Consider the following 18,060-nt stretch of genomic DNA (forward strand, 5'->3'; position numbering starts at 1 on the left):
CCGATCGGGCACAATAGCCGCGGCCGGATGGGCCGCGGACCAGCGACCCAGACTCACCGACCCGAAGGTGGGGCAGACACGGTGGCGGCCGATGACCGCCATCCCGGCCGAAGCACGACAGGGGCTGAAGAGCAGTTCGATGTCCAACTTGACCCTCATATTGATCAAGATCGCGTATCTCGCGGTGCTTTGGCTGTTCGTCCTCATGGCGGTCGGCGTCATCAGTACTGACCTCTTCGGACAGTCGAAGAGGAAGTCCCGGAAGAAGAAGCCGCGGCAGGCCCCGCGCCAGGCGCAGCGTCGCCCCGCGTCCTCTCAGGGGGGACGCTCCCAGCGGGCGTCGCGCAACGAGCCCACGGTGCTGGCCGTGACCCAGGGCCCTCTGTCGGGCACCACGGTCAACCTCTCCTCACAACCCATCCTCATCGGCCGTGCCCCCGATTCGACGCTGGTCATCACCGATGACTACGCCTCGGGCCGGCACGCGCGCGTGTACTCCGAAAACGGCCGCTGGTTCGTCGAGGACCTCAACTCCACGAACGGCACCTACTTCGGCCAGCAGAAGCTGAACCGCCCCCAGCCCATCACGGTGGGTCAGCCCATCCGTATCGGCAAAACCGTCCTGGAACTGCGCAAATGACAATCGCTCTCCGATACGCGGCGTACTCCGACGTAGGATGCCTCCGCGAAGGCAACGAAGACTCCGGTTACGCCGGTCAGCACCTCCTCGCGGTGGCCGACGGCATGGGCGGGTACGCGGGCGGCGAGGTGGCCAGCTCGATCGCGATCTCGTCGATCCGCAGTCTGGACACCTCCGACGATCCGCGCGCCGAGGAAATGGCCGAGGTGCTGCAACGCGCCGTCGAGAAGGCCAACGAGTCGCTGGCCGTCCGCATCCGGCAGGAACCCCAGCTGGAGAACATGGGGACCACCCTGACCGCCATGTTGTGGTCGGGATCCCAGGTCGCCCTGATCCACATCGGCGACTCGCGGGCCTACCTGATGCGCGGCTCGCGCTTCGAGCAGATCACCCACGACCACACCCTGGTGCAGACCCTCGTGGACGAGGGCAAGATCACCGAGGAGGAGGTCGCCACCCACCCGCAGCGGTCCCTGATCCTGCGTGCGCTGGACGGCAAGACCCCGGTCGACCCGGACATCTCCATCAGCCGTGCCAAGGCCGGCGACCGCTACCTCCTCTGCTCCGACGGTTTGTCGGGCGTGGTCAGCAAGAAGACCATCCACGAGACCCTGGCGACCGAGCACGACCCGCGCACGGCCGCCAAGAAGCTCATCGAGCTGGCGATCCGCGGCGGTGGCCCGGACAACATCACCGCGGTGGTCGCGGACGTCATCGAGACCGACACCGACCACGACGGCCCGACCGCGGGCGCGCAGACCGTCGGCGCCGCCGACCAGCGCGACGTGTCGACCGGCCCGAACGAGACCAGCCCCGCCAGACGGGCGCAGGAGCTGCGCGGCAACGGCGGCGACACCGCGGAGATGGACCCCATCGACGGGCAGTCCCCTCCGCCGGCCGGTGCGTACGGCTCCCCCTCCTACGAGGAGCAGCCCTACGACGACTACGACGCTCCGACCTCCCGCGGCCAGAACCAGGAGAGCGAGTACCGGACCCGTAGCTGGTGGCCGATCGTCCTGGTCTTCGTCATCGTCGTCGGCGCCATCGCGGGCGGCGGCTACTACTTCGGGCGCCAGTACATCGAGAACCAGTACTTCGTGGGTGTCTCGGCCGACGGGTCGACCGTCAGCGTCTACCGCGGTATCGACACCAACATCGCCGGGTTCGACCTGTCCGACGAGGTGGAGTCGACCGACCTGTCCGTGGAGTCGCTCGCCCCGACCGACCAGCAGGACCTGCGGACCAACATCGAGGTGGACAGTCTCGACGCCGCCCAGACGGTGATCGAGGACCTGCGCGAGCAGGCCGAGACCAGCGATCGGACGCAGAACGGCGCGAGCGGCCAGGGGACCGAGACCGAGGAATCGGGGTGACCCTTTGAGTTCGACGACCCCTGAGGCGCCCACCACCCTCCCACCGGTCAAACGGCGCAACGCCGAGCTGGTCCTGGTCCTGATCACCATCGTCATCATGATGAGCGCGATGGCGACGGCCGGGCTCAACCTCAACAACCAGATCCCCGGGGCCACGTGGGGCTACGGCCTCATCTTCGGTGCGCTGGCGCTCACCACCCATCTGGCCCTGCGCTTCATCGCCCCGTACGCGGACCCGCTGATCCTGCCGTGCGCGCTGTTCCTCAACGGCATCGGCGTCGCGATGATCTGGCGCCTGGACGCGGCGGACTCCGGCGACATCGAGCACGCCGGCATCGGCATGCAGCTGGTGTGGACCGCGGTCGGCATGATCCTCTGCATCGCCCTGCTGTTCTTCCTGAAGGAACCGCGGGTCCTGCAGCGCTACACCTACATCAGCGCCCTGGCCGCGATCATCCTCATCGCGCTGCCGATGATCCCGTTCCTGGGCATCAGCGAGTACGGCGCCCGACGGTGGATCGGCGTCGGACCGTTCACCGTGCAGCCGTCCGAGTTCGCGAAGATCGCCCTGGTGGTCTTCCTGTCCTCGTACCTGGTCACCAAGCGGCAGGTGCTGTCGTTGGCGGCCAAGTCGATCAAGGTCGGCCGGTTCAAGATCCTGGACCTGCCGCGCGCCCGTGACTTCATGCCGATGGTCGTCGGCTGGGTCCTGGCGATCGGCCTGTTGGTCATCACCAAGGACCTCGGCACCTCGCTGCTGCTCTTCGGTACCTTCCTCGCGATGCTGTACGTCGCCACGCAGCGTTCGTCCTGGGTGATCATCGGCCTGACCGTGTTCATCGGCGCGGCCGCGCTGGCGATGCAGATCTTCTGGCACTTCCGGCAGCGCGTGGACATCTGGTTCCACGCCTTCGACCAGGACGTCTACGACCGTCTGGGCGGCAGCATGCAGCTGGTCCAGGGGATCGTGGGCATGGCCTACGGTGGCCTGTTCGGCACCGGCTTCGGCGGTGGCCAGGCGCACCGCATCTTCGCCGCGGACAGCGACTTCATCTTCGCGTCCCTGGCCGAGGACCTCGGACTGACCGGGGTCATGACCATCCTCATCGTGGTGTTCCTGCTGGTGCAGCGCGGTATGCGCATCGCGCTGGCCTCCCGGGAGCTGTTCACCAAGATGCTGGCGAGCGGCATCGCCTTCGTCATGTGCTTCCAGGTGTTCGTGGTGCTCGGCGGTCTGACCCGCCTCATCCCCCTGACCGGTATGACCACCCCCTTCCTGGCCGCGGGTGGTTCCGCCCTCATGGCCAGCTGGTTGATGATCGGCCTGTTGCTCCGGATGAGCGACAACGCGCGGCGTCCCGCTCCGCAGGCCATCCAGGACGAGGGGGCCACACAGGTGATCCGACGATGAACACACCCATCCGACGCCTGAGCGTCTTCTCGATGATCCTGTTCGGCGCCCTGATGCTCCAGCTCACCTGGATCCAGGGGTTCCAGGCCGAGGCCATCCGGGAACACCCGCTCAACAGCCGGCAGTACAGCGAGCGGCTCACCGACATGCGGGGACCGATCGTCATCGGCGGTGAGAACGTCGCCTACTCCGAGAACATCTCGGAGGAGAACGACCCGCCCCGCTACCAGCGCATGTACGAGGGCGGACCGCTGTACACCCCGGTCGTCGGCTCGTTCCGCAGCTACGGCGCGGACGGCATCGAGGAGTCCGAGAACCCGCTGCTGGACGGCACGGACGACCGCCTGGCGGTGCGCAACTTCCGCGACGTCATCACCGGTCGCGAGCCGGAGGGGGCGCGGGTCGAGCTGACCATCGACCCCGCCGTGCAGCAGGCCGGGTTCGAAGGCTTCCAGAACCTGGGCAAGAACGGCGCCGCGGTGGCCATCGACCCGAGCTCCGGAGCGATCCTGGGATCGGTGTCCTACCCCTCCTACGACGCCAACGAGGTCGTGAGCATCGAGGAGATCACGAACGCCGTGGAGACCTTCGACGCGCTCAGCGCCGACGAGAACCAGCCACTGCTCAACCGGGCGCTCAGGGAGCGCTACCCCCCGGGTTCGACGTTCAAGGTCGTGACCGCCGCGGCGGCCATGGAGAACCTGGACGCGGGACCGGACAGCACCATGGACGCACCGGACATCCTGGAGCTGGGGCACCCGCTGCCCAACGCCGGCGGCGGCAGCTGCAACGGCGGGCAGCCCGACACCCTGGCGCACTCGATCGAGATGTCCTGCAACACCTCGTTCGCCAACTGGGCGATCGAGATGGGCGGCCAGGCCCTGGCCGACCAGGCCACCGAGTTCGGGTTCAACCGGGATGACGAGACCCTGGAGGTCCCGATCCCGGCGGTGCCGAGCCTGGCCCCCGCCGAGGACGACCGCAACATCCTGGGCCGTGCCGGCATCGGCCAGTCCAACGTCGAGGCGACGCCGTTGCAGATGGCGATGGTCGCCGCGGGCGTGGCCAACTCCGGTGAGGTCATGCGGCCCTACATGGTGGACTCGGTGCGCGATTCCGATCGCAGCGTCGTCACCCAGACCACGCCCGAGGTCTACAGTCAGGCCATGAGCGCCAGCAACGCGTCCACGCTGACCGACATGATGGTCCAGGTGACCGCGGGGGACGACGGTTCCGGCAAGAACGCCGCGATCCAGGGCATCGACGTCGCGGGCAAGACCGGTACCGCCGAGACCGGCGGCGACCGGGGCACGCACAACTGGTTCATCGGGTTCGCCCCGGCAGACGATCCCCAGGTCGCGGTCGCGGTCGTCATCGAGCACGGTGGCGGCAGCGGTGGCGAACTGGCCGCGCCGATCGCGCGCAACATGATGGAGGCAGTGGTTCTGTAGTGGACACCTACGAACCGTCTTCCCAGAACGGTCCCGGTGGGCTCACCGGGACCGTTCTGAGCGACCGTTACCGACTCGAGGAGCAGATCGGCTCCGGTGGCATGGGCACCGTGTGGCGTGCCACCGACACCCTGCTCAACCGGTCGGTGGCGGTCAAGTTGCTGCACCCGGCGCAGATGGCCGAGCCGACGGCGCGTGAGCGTTTCCGCACGGAGGGGCGGATCACCGCAGGCCTGTCCCATCCGGGCATCGCCCAGGTCTACGACTACGGCGAGGAGCACGGACGCGCGTTCCTCATCATGGAGTTGGTGGTCAGCGAACCCCTGTCGCAGGTGCTGCGCGAGCAGGGGGGCCTGAGCCCCGACCAGACCCTCGACTTCGTGTGCCAGGCGGCCAAGGCGCTGGCCGCGGCGCACGCGCGCGGTGTGGTGCACCGTGACATCAAGCCGGGCAACCTGCTGGTGGCCGAGGACGGTCAGCTCAAGCTCACCGACTTCGGCATCGCCCGCGGGGACATGTCGGTGACCCTGACCCAGACCGGCATGGTGATGGGCACGGCCCAGTACATCTCGCCGGAACAGGCGTCGGGGCGACCGGCGACCGGCGCCTCCGACCTCTACGCACTGGGCGTGGTGGCCTACGAGTGCCTGGCCGGCCAGCCGCCGTTCACGGGTGACAGTCCGGTGGCGCTGGCTCTGGCGCACACGCGCGACGACCCGCCGCCACTGCCCGAGCACATCCCCGCCGACATCGACGACCTCGTCTTCTCCCTGCTGGAGAAGGACCCCGAGGACCGGCCCTCCTCGGCCGGGGAGGTCGCGCACCTGGCGGCCGTGATCCGGTCCAACGCCGGTACCGGCCCCCCGACGCCCGCCACCGGGTTCAACGGCATGGCTCAGACCCGGGTGGTCGGCGCGATCCCGGACGGCGGCCCGCGCAGCGGCGCCTCGGGGCAGGTACGGCGAACCGCCGATCAGGCCGCCGTAACCCCTGATCAGGGCGGGGATTCCACTAGGCTGACCCAAGATCACGAGTCCGGTCGACGGGTCAGGACACCGGTCGTGTTGGCGGCGGTGGCGGCGACCGTTCTCATCGTGGGCGCGGCGGTGGCCGGGTTCATGATGGGCGGTACCGACAACGAGCCGGTCAACGACGGCAACCCGCCCGCGGTCACGGACCAGTCCCCGAGTCCCACACCCAGCGAGGAGCCGGAGGTGACCGAAGAACCCGAGGTTCCGCAGACCACCCCCCAGGCTCCGGAATGGAACCCCCCTCCGCAGAACTGGGAGGACACCGAGCCCCAGGATCCCGGGGAGGGGGAGGAGGACACCGCTCCGCCCGAGGACGACGGCACCGACGGTTCCGAGGACGAGGAACCCGGTGGCGAGGATCCCGGCGCCGATGACCCCGGTGACGGTGGTGGCGGTGAGGAGCCCGGACCTCCTCCGGGCAACGGTGAAGGAAACGGCCCCAACAACAGAGACCACAGTCTGTGACCACAGGATGAGCGTGACGCGCTCAGGGTAGGCGGCGGCCCGCGGGCGGCCACCGGAAGACACGAGGATTAGTGCACGACATGTCCCAGCCCCGGCTCCTCGGCGGACGCTACGAGCTCGACACGGTTGTCGGGCGCGGTGGCATGGCCGAGGTATTCCGCGCACGCGACCAACGGCTCGATCGGCTCGTCGCGATCAAGACGCTCCGACACGACCTGGCCCGGGACCACATCTTCCAGGCGAGGTTCCGTCGGGAGGCCCAGTCCGCCGCCTCGCTGAACCACCCGGCGATCATCGCGGTGTACGACACCGGCGAGGACATGATCGACGGTCTGTCCATCCCGTACATCGTCATGGAGTACGTGGACGGGCGGACCCTCAAGGAGCTGTTGGACGACGATCGCAAGCTGCTGCCGGAGCGTACGGCGGAGCTGGTCGACGGCATCCTCAAGGCCCTGGAGTACAGCCACGACAACGGCATCGTGCACCGGGACATCAAGCCCGCCAACGTCATGCTGACCCGCAACGCCGACGTCAAGGTGATGGACTTCGGTATCGCGCGGTCCATGGGCGACGACCAGGCGACGATGACGCAGGCGTCGCAGGTCATCGGCACCGCGCAGTACCTGTCTCCGGAGCAGGCGCGCGGTGAGCGCGTCGACCCGCGCAGCGACATCTACTCCACCGGCTGTGTGCTGTACGAGCTGCTCACCGGGCAGCCGCCGTTCACGGGCGACTCGCCCGTCTCCATCGCCTACCAGCACGTCCGTGAGGACCCGATCCCTCCGTCGGAGGTGGACTCGCAGGTCCCGGACTGGCTGGAGGACGTCACCCTCCGCGCGATGACCAAGGACCGGGAGGACCGGTACCAGAACGCCGCGGAGATGCGCGCCGACATCCAGCGCGGCCTGGCGGGGATGCCCACGCAGGCCGGAACCATGGCGATGGCCGCCGCGGGGGCGACCAGCGCGCTGCCGCCGGTGGACAACGACCGGTACGACGACTACGACGATTACGACGACTACGACGATTACCGGGACGAGAAGAAGAACGGCGGCAGGAAGGCCCTGTGGGTCCTGCTCGCCCTGGGCGTCATCGCGTCGATCGCCCTGGTCTTCTTCCTGCTCACCCGGGACGGGACCCCGGAGGTGGAGCAGGGCACGGTCCCCGACGTGGTCGGCATGAGCGAGGAACAGGCGCAGTCGGCCTTGGGCGACGCGGGCTTCGACAACGTCAACGTCGACACCCAGGCCGACGACGAGGTCGAGGAGGGGTCGGTCATCGAGACCGACCCGAGCGCGGACACCGAGATCCCCCTCGACGACTCGATCGTGCTCGTGGTCTCCAGCGGCCCCGGTGCGCTGGAGATCCCCAGCGTCGAGGGGCAGTCGGAGTCCGAGGCGCAGTCGACCCTGAGCGACGCGGGCTTCGAGAACGTGACGACGGAGTCCCAGTCGCACGAGACCGTGGATCAGGGCAACGCGATCGGCACGGACCCCTCCGCCGGCAACGAGGTCGACCCGGACACCGAGATCACCCTGCGGATCTCCTCCGGCCCCGACCAGGTGTCGGTGCCGGACCTGCAGAACATGAACCGCGACCAGGCACAGAACGCCCTGGAACAGGCGGGTCTGGTGGCGCAGTTCCAGGAGCAGGAGAACGGGGACCAGGCGGCGGACACCGTCATGAGCCAGTCCCCGTCGGCCGGCCAGAACGTCAACTCGGGCACCACGGTCACCGTGACGATCGCGACCGCCCCGGCGGACGAGCCGACCGAACCGGAGCAGCCCACCGATCCCGAGCAGCCGACGGATCCGGAGGAGCCCACCGATCCGGAGAACCCTCCGGGCCCACCGGAGGACGGTTTCGCCATCCCGCGCCGCGGCTAGGGGCCGGCGGGTAGAGCCACGAAGGGTCGCACCGGTGTCCGGTGCGACCCTTCGTGTGTCGGGACCGTTGGGTTTTCGGGACCTCCCGGACGGTGACTCTCGCACCGACCGGGGCGTAGACTGGGGGCTCATTCCGAACCGCCCCACATCCTGGAGCAGCGACCGTGCCCAAGTCCCGCAACGATCGCAAGAAGAAGGCCGTCTACACGCCGCCTCCTTCCAAAGAGCAGCCGAAGGTCAGCCCTCGCTGGCTGGTGCCGACGATGCTGGGCTTCTTCATCCTGGGCATCCTCTGGATCGGCGTGTACTACATCGCGGGTTCCTACGTCCCGTACATGCAGGACCTGAACAACTGGAACCTGCTCATCGGGTTCAGCGGCATCATCGTCGCCGTCATCCTGTCGACCCGCTGGCACTGACCCCGCCTCCGGTGTGCGGCCGCCCCCGCCGCTCACGGGCCTGACAACGGCAGGGGTCTTCGCCCCGCCTTGATCCGGTTTTCCACAGAGTTATCCACAGGCTGTGGGTAGCTCTGTTCGACGTGTCCGGACGCGGTCTGACCTGGACACACGTGTGGGCCCCGGAAACGAACATCCGGGGCCCACGTCGTGTTCGGGTGTCAGACGCCGGTCACCGTCCACAGCCCCCGCGCCACCAGAACGAGCACGACCAACAGGACCGCGAAGGCCGCCAAGAGCAGCGTGTGCACCAGGGTGCGCCGCGTCGCCTTGGCCGTGCGGCCCGGCAGGTAGGCGAAGACCGCCCCGATGAGCAACCCGCCCACCAGACCACCGATGTGCGCGGTCCAGGAGATGTTGGGCACCAGGAACGTGATACCGAGGTTGAGGGCCAGCAGGACCAGGATCATCCTGGTGTCCAGCCGCAGGCGCCGGCCGAGCACGAACACCGCGCCGAACAGCGCGAAGATCGCCCCGGAGGCGCCAACGGAGCCCTGACCGGGCGTGGCGATGAGGCTGAGCACAGAGCCGGACAGGGCGCCCAGGAGCCACAGGGAGAGGAACCGCCCGTGCCCCAGCCAGCGTTCCAGCTGCGGGCCGAGGATGAACATCGCGTACCCGTTGAACAGCAGGTGGAAGATGCCCGCGTGCAGGAACGCGGCCGTGAAGAGCCGGTACCACTCGCCGTAGGCGACGACACCGACCCCCCACATGCTGAACATCCCGGTCAGCGGCGACATCGTCGGCTGACCGATCGGGTCCGAGGTGCCCCACTGGACGACGAAGCCCACGACCATCATGGTCAGGATCGTCCAGGTCACGTACGGCTTGTCGACGACCTTGCCCCCGAAGGTGGTCCGTGTGGACCGCACCTTGCGGTTCCCCTCCGCCACGCACGACGGGCACTGGAACCCGACGGAGGCCTCGACCATGCAGTCGGGGCAGATCGGGTTCCCGCACCGGGTACAGCTCACCCCGGTCTCGCGGTCGGTGTGCCGATAGCAGGTGCGCGGCGCTCCGGCGCCCGGTGCGGGGCCGGAGGAGGGGGGAGGTGCGGTCATGGCCGGCGGGTCACTCCTTGGGTTCTGGTGCGGACACCGACGGGACTCGGTGGCCTCGGGAGGGGATCGCCCGGGGACCGTCGTCCGCCGGACCGCCCGTCGAGGGCGGCGACGGGCGACGTGTGCGCGGGCGATCACGGCGAGGACACCACCGTGTTCCGTCGAACCCGCTCCGCCTCGGGCCCGTAAGGCCCGACGCGAACGCCGTCTAGCGGGTGATCTCGATGCTGTTGATCACCACGTCCTCGCGGGGGCGGTCCTGGGCGTCCGTGGCGACCTTGCCGATCACGGAGACCACGTCGGCGCCCTCGACGACCTCACCGAAGATGGTGTGGCGACCGTCGAGCCAGTTCGGCTCGGTGACGGTGATGAAGAACTGCGAGCCGTTGGTGCCCGGACCGGCGTTGGCCATGGCCAGCAGGAACGGACGGTCGAAGCGCAGGCTGGGGTGGATCTCGTCCTTGAACGTGTAACCGGGGCCACCGCGGCCGTTGCCGAGCGGGTCACCGCCCTGGATCATGAAGCCGTCGATGACACGGTGGAAGATCGTGCCCTCGTAGAGGCTGTTGTTGGACGGCTTGCCCGTGGTGGGGTCCATCCACTGCTTGGAGCCGTCGGCCAGCCCGATGAAGTTGGCGACCGTCTCCGGCGCCTGCTCCTCGAACAGCTTGACGACGATGGTTCCCTTGGAGGTGTTCAGCCGCGCGGTGGGCTGACCCGTGGATTCCGACACCTCAGTGCCTTTCGGTCGAGTGAGATTACGTGCTCACGTTACCCCTCCCTCCACCGCGATTCGCCTGAACCCGAACGACCGTGCACAGTGTCGAAACGTAGATCACAGACGCAGAGGACGTATGTTGAGATAACACCCGGATAACGGGGAAGGACGATGTGCGACGCCGACCGGGGTCCGACACGTCGACCCCCGGATGGTGTGACCGTACGCATCGGTGAATCGATCGAAGGAGCTGACGACGTGCCTATCACTGCCAAGCGTCGCAAGGCACGCAAGGAGGCGGAGGTTACTCTGGCCCGCCTGCAGGACCTGGCGAAGGAGCAGGCCGACCGGCTCGGTCCCTACGCGGACCAGGCCAAGGACCAGGCGGCCCTGACGCTCCTCCAGGCCCGAGGCTGGACCGCCCCGCGGCTGGAGACGGCCGCGCAGCGTGTCGAGGACACCGTCGCGCCGCGGGTGGCCGGTCTACTGACCAACGCCGCACAGCGCATCGACCCCAAGCCCGCACGCCGCGGGCTGCGACTGTTCCGCAGTGGCGGACGTCGAATCCCCCGCGGGGTCGTGATCGGCGGCGCCGCCCTGGTGGGCGGCGTGGTCGTGTACTCGCTGATCCGTCTGCGCCAGGCCTCGCAGGACGCCGAATGGCAGGAACACCTGGACCAGGCTCGGGAACAGGTCCGTGAGACCCGCGAGAACCTGGAGGACAAGGCCACCGAGGTGGCCGACAGCGCCGCCCGGACCGCCAAGGCCACCAAGGCCAAGGCGAAGGAGAAGGTGCGTGCCACCAGCGGTGAGGGCGAAGCCCCGGACAACGGCCGGCCCGGCAAGTGAACATGAACCTCGGGTGCGCGGACTCGTCCGCGCACCCGAGGGGTTCTACTCCTGGTCGTCCTTGATGATGCGATACGTCAACGGGTAACGCCAGCCGTTGCCCATCACGTTGTTCGCCGCCGCGACGATCGGCAGGATGAGCCCGCCGATCCCCACGGCCACCAGCAGCACGATCGGTAGGACCAGGATCGACAGCACCGCGCTGCTGAGCATGGCGATGAGCCACCAGAGTTGGAAGTTCAGGGCCTCCAGCGCGTGTCTGCGCAGGAAGCTCGAACTGTTCGGACTGATGAGCATGATGAGCAACGGACCGAGCAGCGGGAAGAAGAACGCGGAGACGTGACTCAGCCCCGCCCCCACCTTCTCCACCGGGTTGTCCGTGCGGAGGTCGCGCAGGTCGTTCGGGACGCGTTTGCCCCGTGACCGGCTCCCCTGGACGTTCCCCGGCGCCGTGGGCCTGTCGGCCCTCTGGACGCCGAGATCGACCGTGAGCGGGACCATCTCCGAGGCCACCTTGGCTCTCATGGCCCGGTCGAGCCGCTCGTCGAACTCGTCCTCCTCCAGTTGGCCCATGGAATAGGCCTCACGGAGGACTTCCGCCACGGCGTCCCGATCGGCGTGGGTGAGACGGACCTGCGGCTCGGGTTCACTCGGGACCCATGGCCGCGGATCCCGCCGACTCTGCTCTGACATCCCCACTCCCCAAGAACGTGTGGGGGCTCGACCGTACGAGGATGATCGCGCCCTCCTCCATCATGCTGCATGGAGTCCGGTGCGGATATGGGGGTCGTCCCTGATCCTCCCCTGATCCGCCCCACCTCCGAAAGAAGGGGGCGGCTCCGACCTTCGGCCCGTCCGACCGGGTCGGCCTGTCGATGCAAGGGTGATCCCCATGGTCCGCGCCCGGCCTCCCTCACAGCCGTGCGCGAACATCCTCGTCGTGGTCGCGTCGGGGCTCCCCTCCCCGACGCCGCCTGTCAGTGCCCGGCGGCGACGGCCGGAGCGCCGTGCACGGGCTCAGGCTGGGTCTGTTCCTCCTCGTAACGCTTCTCGGCACTGGTGAGGAGGTCGTACCAGCTGGTGACGTCCTTACGGCGGCGCAACAGGGCGCGACGTTCGCGCTCGGTCATTCCGCCCCAGACGCCGAACTCGATCCGACTGTCCAGCGCCTCGGCGAGGCACTGGGTGCGGACCGGGCAACCGCGACAGATCAGCTTCGCGCGGTTCTGCGCGGCGCCCTGAACGAACAGTGCGTCGGGGTCGATCTCGCGGCACTTGGCACGAGCCGCCATCTTCTCATTCCACATGTTGCCCCACTCCCAAGATCAGCATGTGTGGTGATCGAAACCCGCCGACCGGCTGTCGGCGGACGAGGAGTTCAGCGGCCTGGACGAAGACGATGTGCGAGTCCGGACGGGGGGCCGTTCGGCTCGCCTTCGGGGGTCGTTCGTTTCGGCGCGCTGTGTTCCTCGTTGTCGTTGGTGTCGAAACTACGGATCGTCCCAGTTCACCAACAGGCCCCAAGAGGCCTATTTCTCGTATGGCCCACTAGGACCATTGCCTCCTCAGGAAGTGTCATCATACACACACGGAGAGTCACTACATGTGATAGAGGCCGCCCCACGCGAAAGGAAGGAAAGGTCTTCTTCGAACCATTCTTCCGCAACCTTAATGACCTGCGGCTTCGCCGCATCCCATGAGCGACTCTTCCCACCAGGACGGGCCTGGTCGAACCGGATGCCCCAGCGCGGGAACCACCCGAAGGAACTAGGGAGGACCCCCCGTCGACCACGCTGAGCGATCCCACCCGACACTCATTCCCCACCCGTGTCGGGGACCGTGAAACTACTCCTAGGTAACCCAGACAAATGGCACCGAGCAGAACAAGGAAACCCCTTTCCATCTGGGCAAAGGTCCCGAAAAATGGATTTCGTCCCGAATGATCACTGACCACGTCGGAAGGTGCCGAGGGACTCCGATCCGGGTCGGCGGGTGGCCCACCCGACCGATCGGTGATCATGCATCGATCCGGTCTCGGCCGGGCCCCGAATCACCGTGTGGCCCCTCCAGGGGCCGGAAGACCGGTACGGAGCTCACGCACCAGGTCGCCCAGGGATCTTTCGGGGGCACCGGACTCCTTCGTGCTCCCGGACCGCCCGAACAGAACCAGGAGCGGGTCCAGGGCCGAGAGGACGAGGTCCGAGGCCCCGTGCCGAACCTCCGGCGGGCTCGGTGACGGGGCCGCCGCGAACGTCGTCGGAACCGACGCCCTCACGGCCGGGGACCACCGGGAAACCGGGTGAGACTCTCCGGCCCATCCCACGGCCCGGCCCCCGCTGCCGCCCCCGAGCGGGTGACGGACCCGATCACCACCGCGACCACGGGGGCGCGAGCCCGACCTGGGCCCCGGCGGCCCGAGAACGCCCTCTGCGGGGTGGCGGAAGGGAGCCTCTTCCCAGGGACGGCGCCAGGCCCACCAGGGCCGCGACGGCCCCACTGAAGCCGTTGGACCGCGCCACGGCCAGGGGTGGGGAGGTCGCCGAGGACCGGACGACCAGGGCCACCCCGACCGCGGCACCGACGCGCGGGCCGAGCGGTATCCGAGGGTGGCCCACCACACCCCTCTCGACCAGGGTGACGACCGCGGCCGCCGGGCCCCTGGCGGAACCGGAGGACATCCGGTCGGCTCTGGCGACGCACCACAGGACGGGAACGGCCCGCCCGGGGATCATCCCGGTGCGGATCCCGGAATCCGCCCGGCGACGTGCGGGGGACGCGCCTCGGGTGACGTCTGGTCCGGTTCCGCACCGATCGTCCGCACCACCACACCGTCGGTGCGGTCGGTGACGGCACCGCACAGGCGGTGCCGATCATCGTCCGGGCTTCGCCGGTGCGGGGAGCGTACGAAAAGGTCGCCTCCGACCACGGCGTGCGCATGCGACCGGTCGCACTCAGGTGCCCCGCGTGGATTCACCTGGAATCACGCTGTCCGGCCCGCGTAAAGGGAAGAAGGACTGCGGGCAGAGCCCCGTGCGAAGAGAGCCGGTCCTCGACCTCGGAAACCGTGGCGGTACCCGTCCCGACCACCGAGCGGACACGGCCCGAGGTGGAACGGACGACCTTGGTCATCGACGCGCCCGACCGGTTCGTCACCGCTGCGGCCACTGACGCCGAAGAGTCCGCGGCACTCGATGGGGCCCTCGCGGGCCGGAAACGCGCGGGCCGGAACAAGGTCGGGCGGAGGTGGGGAGGGGCGGACGACCGCGCAGCGTCGAGCGGAGGACTCGGGGCCTGGTCGAACCGCGTTCGCGTCGTGTGGTCCCTGAACGCGCGACGGCCGCCCGGGCACATGCCCGGGCGGCCGTCATCACACCTGCGAACCGCTGTTTCTTCGGTGGAGCCAAGGGGAGTCGAACCCCTGACCTCCGGTATGCAAAACCGGCGCTCTGCCAGCTGAGCTATGGCCCCGTTCGGTTCCGGGTCAAGGCCCGGTCACCATGCAGAGCATACCCCCCTCGGGGGGTGGTCCGGCGCACGTTACAGGGGGCCGGACACAGCACAAAGCCGTGGGTCGCACCACGGGGTTGTCGTCCCACCCACGTCTTCGTGTCACTAGCGGACGCCGGGCGACACAGGTGGCGTGCACCGTCGACCCGCGCCCGGAACCCCGCCGGCCCCCTGTCGGTGGCCCGGAGGGTCCGCGATCAGCTCTCGCTGGCCGCGGTGGCTTCCGTCCACAGGTCGAGCTCGGCGCGGTCCGCCTGGATCTTGCGGTAGACGGCGAAAGCCCCGAGGGCCACCAGCGCCAGAACGATGATCTTCTTCACTGTCCGGACCCTTTCACTGTTGGAAAAACAGGTCGTACAACGGGCTCCCACCATGAGGTGGGTGCTCCGAGGGCAACTTTATGAGGTTGTCACTTAGCAGACTAGCAAGCGATGACGGGCGGTCCCTGCCATCAAGGACCGATTCGCGCCGGGTTTCTCATCCTCACCGATTCAGGGCACTCAGGTGAGGAGCGCCATGCGGCGCAGAATCCCCACCGTGGCCTGCGGAGAGGCCGCGATACGGATGAGTTCGTCCCAGACCCCGCGACAGGAACGGACGGCCTCTTCGGACTCCACGATCGCGCCGCCCTGTGTCGCTTCGACGTAGGCGAGGTCGGCCTCGTCCTCCTCGAACTCCATGATGGAGAACGGCCCGGCCCTCCCCGGGTGCGGGCCCGCGGAGGTGGGCAGGAGCTGCACGGTGACGTGGTCGCGGCCGGTGGCCAGTTCCACCAGCCGGCCGGCCTGGGCCCGCAGCAGGGACAGGTCCGAGGACACCCGCTGGAGCGCGTCCTCCTCCACCACCGCGTGGTACCGGCTCAGGGAACCGGAGTCGAGGATCTCCTGGCGTTTGAGGTGGGCCGCGACCATGCGTTCCGCACCCTGGTGACCGTGTCCGAGTGAGCGCGCCACGGTGACGGTGTAGTCGGGGACCTGGAGCAGATCGGGGACGAGGATGCCGGCGTAGGTCCGAACGGTGAGGGCCCCGGCCTCGTTGCCCACGTAGGCGGAGGACAGGACGTCCTCGTACTCGGTCCACCAGGGGCGCATTCGCGACTCACGGACCAGGGTCAGGATCGCCTCGCGCCGGCCGCCGGTGACCCCGTACAACCTCAGCAGGGCGGCGATCTCCATGACGGAGGGCCACTTGCGGATCCCGGTCTCGATGTGGCCGAGCTTGGCCGGTGACCACTCGAGTTCCTCGGCGACGTCGTTGAGGGTCATGCCCGCCTGCACACGGTGGTGGCGGAGTTCGGCGGAGAGTCGCCGTCGGCGGACCGTGGGGCTGGTCATAACACTGATCCAATGACACAGGGTGGTGGGGGTATCTCACCAGCGAAACACGGTGTCCGGCATCTAGCAATGCGTTTCTAGAAAACAACCGACGATTCCCTGCAATAAGCACAAGCGGCACCGCTCGTCTCCAGGGGAATCACGGTATTTGTTACGATGAGTGAGCGGAGTTCAATATCGGTGATTCACAGGAACCACAGGAGGTCGGCACACTCATCGTGGTCCCTTCCGGCGCGTCGGCACCAACCGCGACGCCCTGGGAGGCGCGTACGATGCTGGAGGTGCCCGTCTCGGCGGGCGTACCCGCACACATAGAGGAAACCCATGAGCTACCCGCTTGACGACGCAGAGCAGTTGATCGCGAACGCGGAGGCCGAGATGCCTCCGAGTACCCGATCACGACTCATCGCGAAACTTCGTATGGGTAAGCACATCGACGATGCGGCCGCGGAACTCGGTATCGGTCCCAAACAGGTGTTCTCGACGGCCCGAATCCTCACCGCTTTCGGCGACCAGTTGGACGCCACGCTCACCGAGCAGCGTGATCCTTCCCTGCCGCACGGCACCGTGACCGGGTACAACAAGCGCTGCCGCTGCCCCGAATGCCGCGCCGCTCTGCAGCAGCGCGTCTGATCGTTCGAACCTCCGCGTCCTCTTCCGGCCAACCGCCACCACCTGCGGCAACGGGTTGTTAACCCAGACTTCTCGAACCAATACGCCTCTCCGAGGCTTATCGACCGGGAGTTCGGGGGAGGTCGCTGAACATGAACGAGAACGTGGACTGGTCAGCGATGAGCGACGAGGATTTCGTTGTGCTGCTGCGGCAGCTCGTCGAGGCCCCGGAGGCCGACGACGACTAGGGTTCGCCCACTCGACGGCCACCATCAACGCCGTCGAGCACTATGGCCGCGCCCGGCCCGGGCCGGTCTCTCTCGTCACACACCTTCACCTCTGCACCGGTGAAGACGGCGCTCTCGCCCATCCGGGGTCCTCGTGCGGGTGACGACCCCGGGGCGAGACAGCCCGCCCCACCATGCCCTGACACCGGCTCTGGACCACGCGGGTCCAGGGGCGGCACTGTGCCATGCCCGATACGGCTCGGAGCCCTGGTCCCGCCCGCGGCGTCAAGCGTCGACTCCTGAACGATACGGGCCGTGGGGCTCATCCGCATGGGCTTCGTCGGCATGGGCCACGTCGACCGTTGCCTCCCCTCGCACGGAAGAGCCACGAGTCGAACGTTCGCCCGGCTCAGCAGGTCGTGTGCCCTGGCCCGTTGCTCTTCGGCTGAACCACGCACCCGGCCCATGACCGGCAGGACACGTAGAGCACCGAGACGGTCGACTGCGTGCGGAGGGACCACCGCGGGGTTGTCCACAGCCCCGTCACGGAGGTCTGGCCCCCTGGTCCTGGTGCATGGTCCCATCGAAGTCGGGGGCGCCTCGGCTTCCGCCGGTTTCGTGCTGCCCCCTGCACCACGACATCACGTGGGCGGCCTCCAAGGGACCAAGGACAGGGGAAGGCATCAGGTGGTCTGATCCCCACGGGTCTCTCCAGGCCCACGAGCCTCGTGGGCCCGGCATCGGCGAGGGCCGGCCGGTACCCATCGCTCCACCCCGGTGCGCTCATCGAGCGTGACCTCCTGGGGAGGGGACGGCTGGGGGCTCAGACCCAGCGATCATCGGAAGGGGTGACCGGGAGCGGTGGGCTCGTACCGCCATGCCCGGAAACGACCCACACCATCGAACACCGGCCCCGCCCTCGGGTTCCGGGCACAAAAAAAAGGGGGGCCCCAACAGGACCCCCCCTTTTCCAAAAAAAACCGTGGCAGCGACCTACTCTCCCACCCCACCACAGGGCAGTACCATCAGCGCAA

General features: G+C 68.2%; 15 protein-coding genes and 1 tRNA gene. 9 read left to right on the forward strand and 7 right to left on the reverse strand.

Going from position 1 to position 18,060, the window contains the following annotated elements:
- Positions 1-91 precede the first annotated feature (91 nt).
- The 7 genes from DSY14_RS11065 to DSY14_RS11095 all read left to right on the forward strand — a co-directional run bounded on the left by DSY14_RS11065 (position 92) and on the right by DSY14_RS11095 (position 8,679).
- Entirely contained in the window at positions 92-640 is a 549-nt protein-coding gene (locus DSY14_RS11065) for an FHA domain-containing protein (RefSeq protein WP_283091613.1), read from the forward strand.
- Entirely contained in the window at positions 637-2,013 is a 1,377-nt protein-coding gene (locus DSY14_RS11070; RefSeq protein ID WP_211716415.1) for a Stp1/IreP family PP2C-type Ser/Thr phosphatase, read from the forward strand. Before DSY14_RS11065 ends, DSY14_RS11070 begins: the two co-directional genes overlap by 4 nt.
- Positions 2,014-2,017: 4 nt before the next feature.
- Positions 2,018-3,424 carry an FtsW/RodA/SpoVE family cell cycle protein gene (locus tag DSY14_RS11075; RefSeq protein WP_211716416.1) on the forward strand — a complete coding sequence of 469 codons (1,407 nt, stop codon included), beginning with the start codon at positions 2,018-2,020 and terminating at the stop codon, positions 3,422-3,424.
- The gene (locus DSY14_RS11080) at positions 3,421-4,875 is read left to right on the forward strand and encodes a penicillin-binding protein 2 (RefSeq protein WP_211716417.1); all 1,455 of its coding nucleotides are present in this window, start codon (positions 3,421-3,423) and stop codon (positions 4,873-4,875) included. The genes DSY14_RS11075 and DSY14_RS11080 overlap by 4 nt, the downstream gene beginning before the upstream one ends.
- On the forward strand, positions 4,875-6,371 hold the full coding sequence (locus DSY14_RS11085) for a serine/threonine-protein kinase (RefSeq protein ID WP_211716418.1): 1,497 nt from the start codon (positions 4,875-4,877) through the stop codon (positions 6,369-6,371). The genes DSY14_RS11080 and DSY14_RS11085 overlap by 1 nt, the downstream gene beginning before the upstream one ends.
- A gap of 80 nt (positions 6,372-6,451) precedes the next feature.
- Positions 6,452-8,260, forward strand: coding sequence for a Stk1 family PASTA domain-containing Ser/Thr kinase (gene pknB / locus DSY14_RS11090; protein ID WP_211716419.1), 1,809 nt, complete (start codon positions 6,452-6,454; stop codon positions 8,258-8,260).
- A gap of 164 nt (positions 8,261-8,424) precedes the next feature.
- Complete coding sequence (locus DSY14_RS11095; RefSeq protein ID WP_211716420.1) at positions 8,425-8,679, forward strand: cell division protein CrgA; 255 nt, start codon at positions 8,425-8,427, stop codon at positions 8,677-8,679.
- Positions 8,680-8,879: 200 nt separating this feature from the next.
- Here the strand turns inward: DSY14_RS11095 and DSY14_RS11100 are convergent, their stop codons facing one another.
- Together DSY14_RS11100 and DSY14_RS11105 are read right to left on the reverse strand one after the other, a co-directional pair.
- Complete coding sequence (locus tag DSY14_RS11100) at positions 8,880-9,779, reverse strand: rhomboid family intramembrane serine protease (RefSeq protein WP_211716421.1); 900 nt, start codon at positions 9,777-9,779, stop codon at positions 8,880-8,882.
- A 208-nt stretch (positions 9,780-9,987) separates the two neighbouring features.
- On the reverse strand, positions 9,988-10,512 hold the full coding sequence (locus tag DSY14_RS11105; protein WP_211716422.1) for a peptidylprolyl isomerase: 525 nt from the start codon (positions 10,510-10,512) through the stop codon (positions 9,988-9,990).
- A 243-nt stretch (positions 10,513-10,755) separates the two neighbouring features.
- Between DSY14_RS11105 and DSY14_RS11110 the strand changes: the two genes are divergently transcribed.
- The gene (locus DSY14_RS11110) at positions 10,756-11,346 is read left to right on the forward strand and encodes a hypothetical protein (protein WP_211716423.1); all 591 of its coding nucleotides are present in this window, start codon (positions 10,756-10,758) and stop codon (positions 11,344-11,346) included.
- Between the two features lie 45 nt (positions 11,347-11,391).
- On the opposite strand, the gene DSY14_RS11115 is transcribed toward DSY14_RS11110, so the two are convergent.
- The 5 genes from DSY14_RS11115 to DSY14_RS11135 all read right to left on the reverse strand — a co-directional run bounded on the left by DSY14_RS11115 (position 11,392) and on the right by DSY14_RS11135 (position 16,187).
- Positions 11,392-11,949, reverse strand: coding sequence for a DUF1707 and DUF4870 domain-containing protein (locus DSY14_RS11115; protein ID WP_374224000.1), 558 nt, complete (start codon positions 11,947-11,949; stop codon positions 11,392-11,394).
- Between the two features lie 374 nt (positions 11,950-12,323).
- Positions 12,324-12,653, reverse strand: a complete 330-nt coding sequence (locus DSY14_RS11120; protein ID WP_211716425.1) for a WhiB family transcriptional regulator — start codon at positions 12,651-12,653, stop codon at positions 12,324-12,326.
- A 2,088-nt stretch (positions 12,654-14,741) separates the two neighbouring features.
- Positions 14,742-14,814, reverse strand: a tRNA-Ala gene (locus DSY14_RS11125).
- A 236-nt stretch (positions 14,815-15,050) separates the two neighbouring features.
- A complete protein-coding gene (locus tag DSY14_RS29200) occupies positions 15,051-15,173 on the reverse strand; it encodes a DLW-39 family protein (protein WP_014912962.1) in 123 nt (40 codons plus the stop codon).
- Between the two features lie 180 nt (positions 15,174-15,353).
- The gene (locus DSY14_RS11135; RefSeq protein WP_211716426.1) at positions 15,354-16,187 is read right to left on the reverse strand and encodes a helix-turn-helix transcriptional regulator; all 834 of its coding nucleotides are present in this window, start codon (positions 16,185-16,187) and stop codon (positions 15,354-15,356) included.
- Between the two features lie 324 nt (positions 16,188-16,511).
- Here DSY14_RS11135 and DSY14_RS11140 point away from each other — a divergent pair, with 324 nt between their 5' ends.
- Complete coding sequence (locus tag DSY14_RS11140; protein ID WP_211716427.1) at positions 16,512-16,820, forward strand: hypothetical protein; 309 nt, start codon at positions 16,512-16,514, stop codon at positions 16,818-16,820.
- Positions 16,821-18,060: the final 1,240 nt, after the last annotated feature.

The organism is Nocardiopsis sp. MG754419, assembly GCF_018207095.1.
Taxonomy (GTDB): Bacteria; Actinomycetota; Actinomycetes; order Streptosporangiales; family Streptosporangiaceae; genus Nocardiopsis.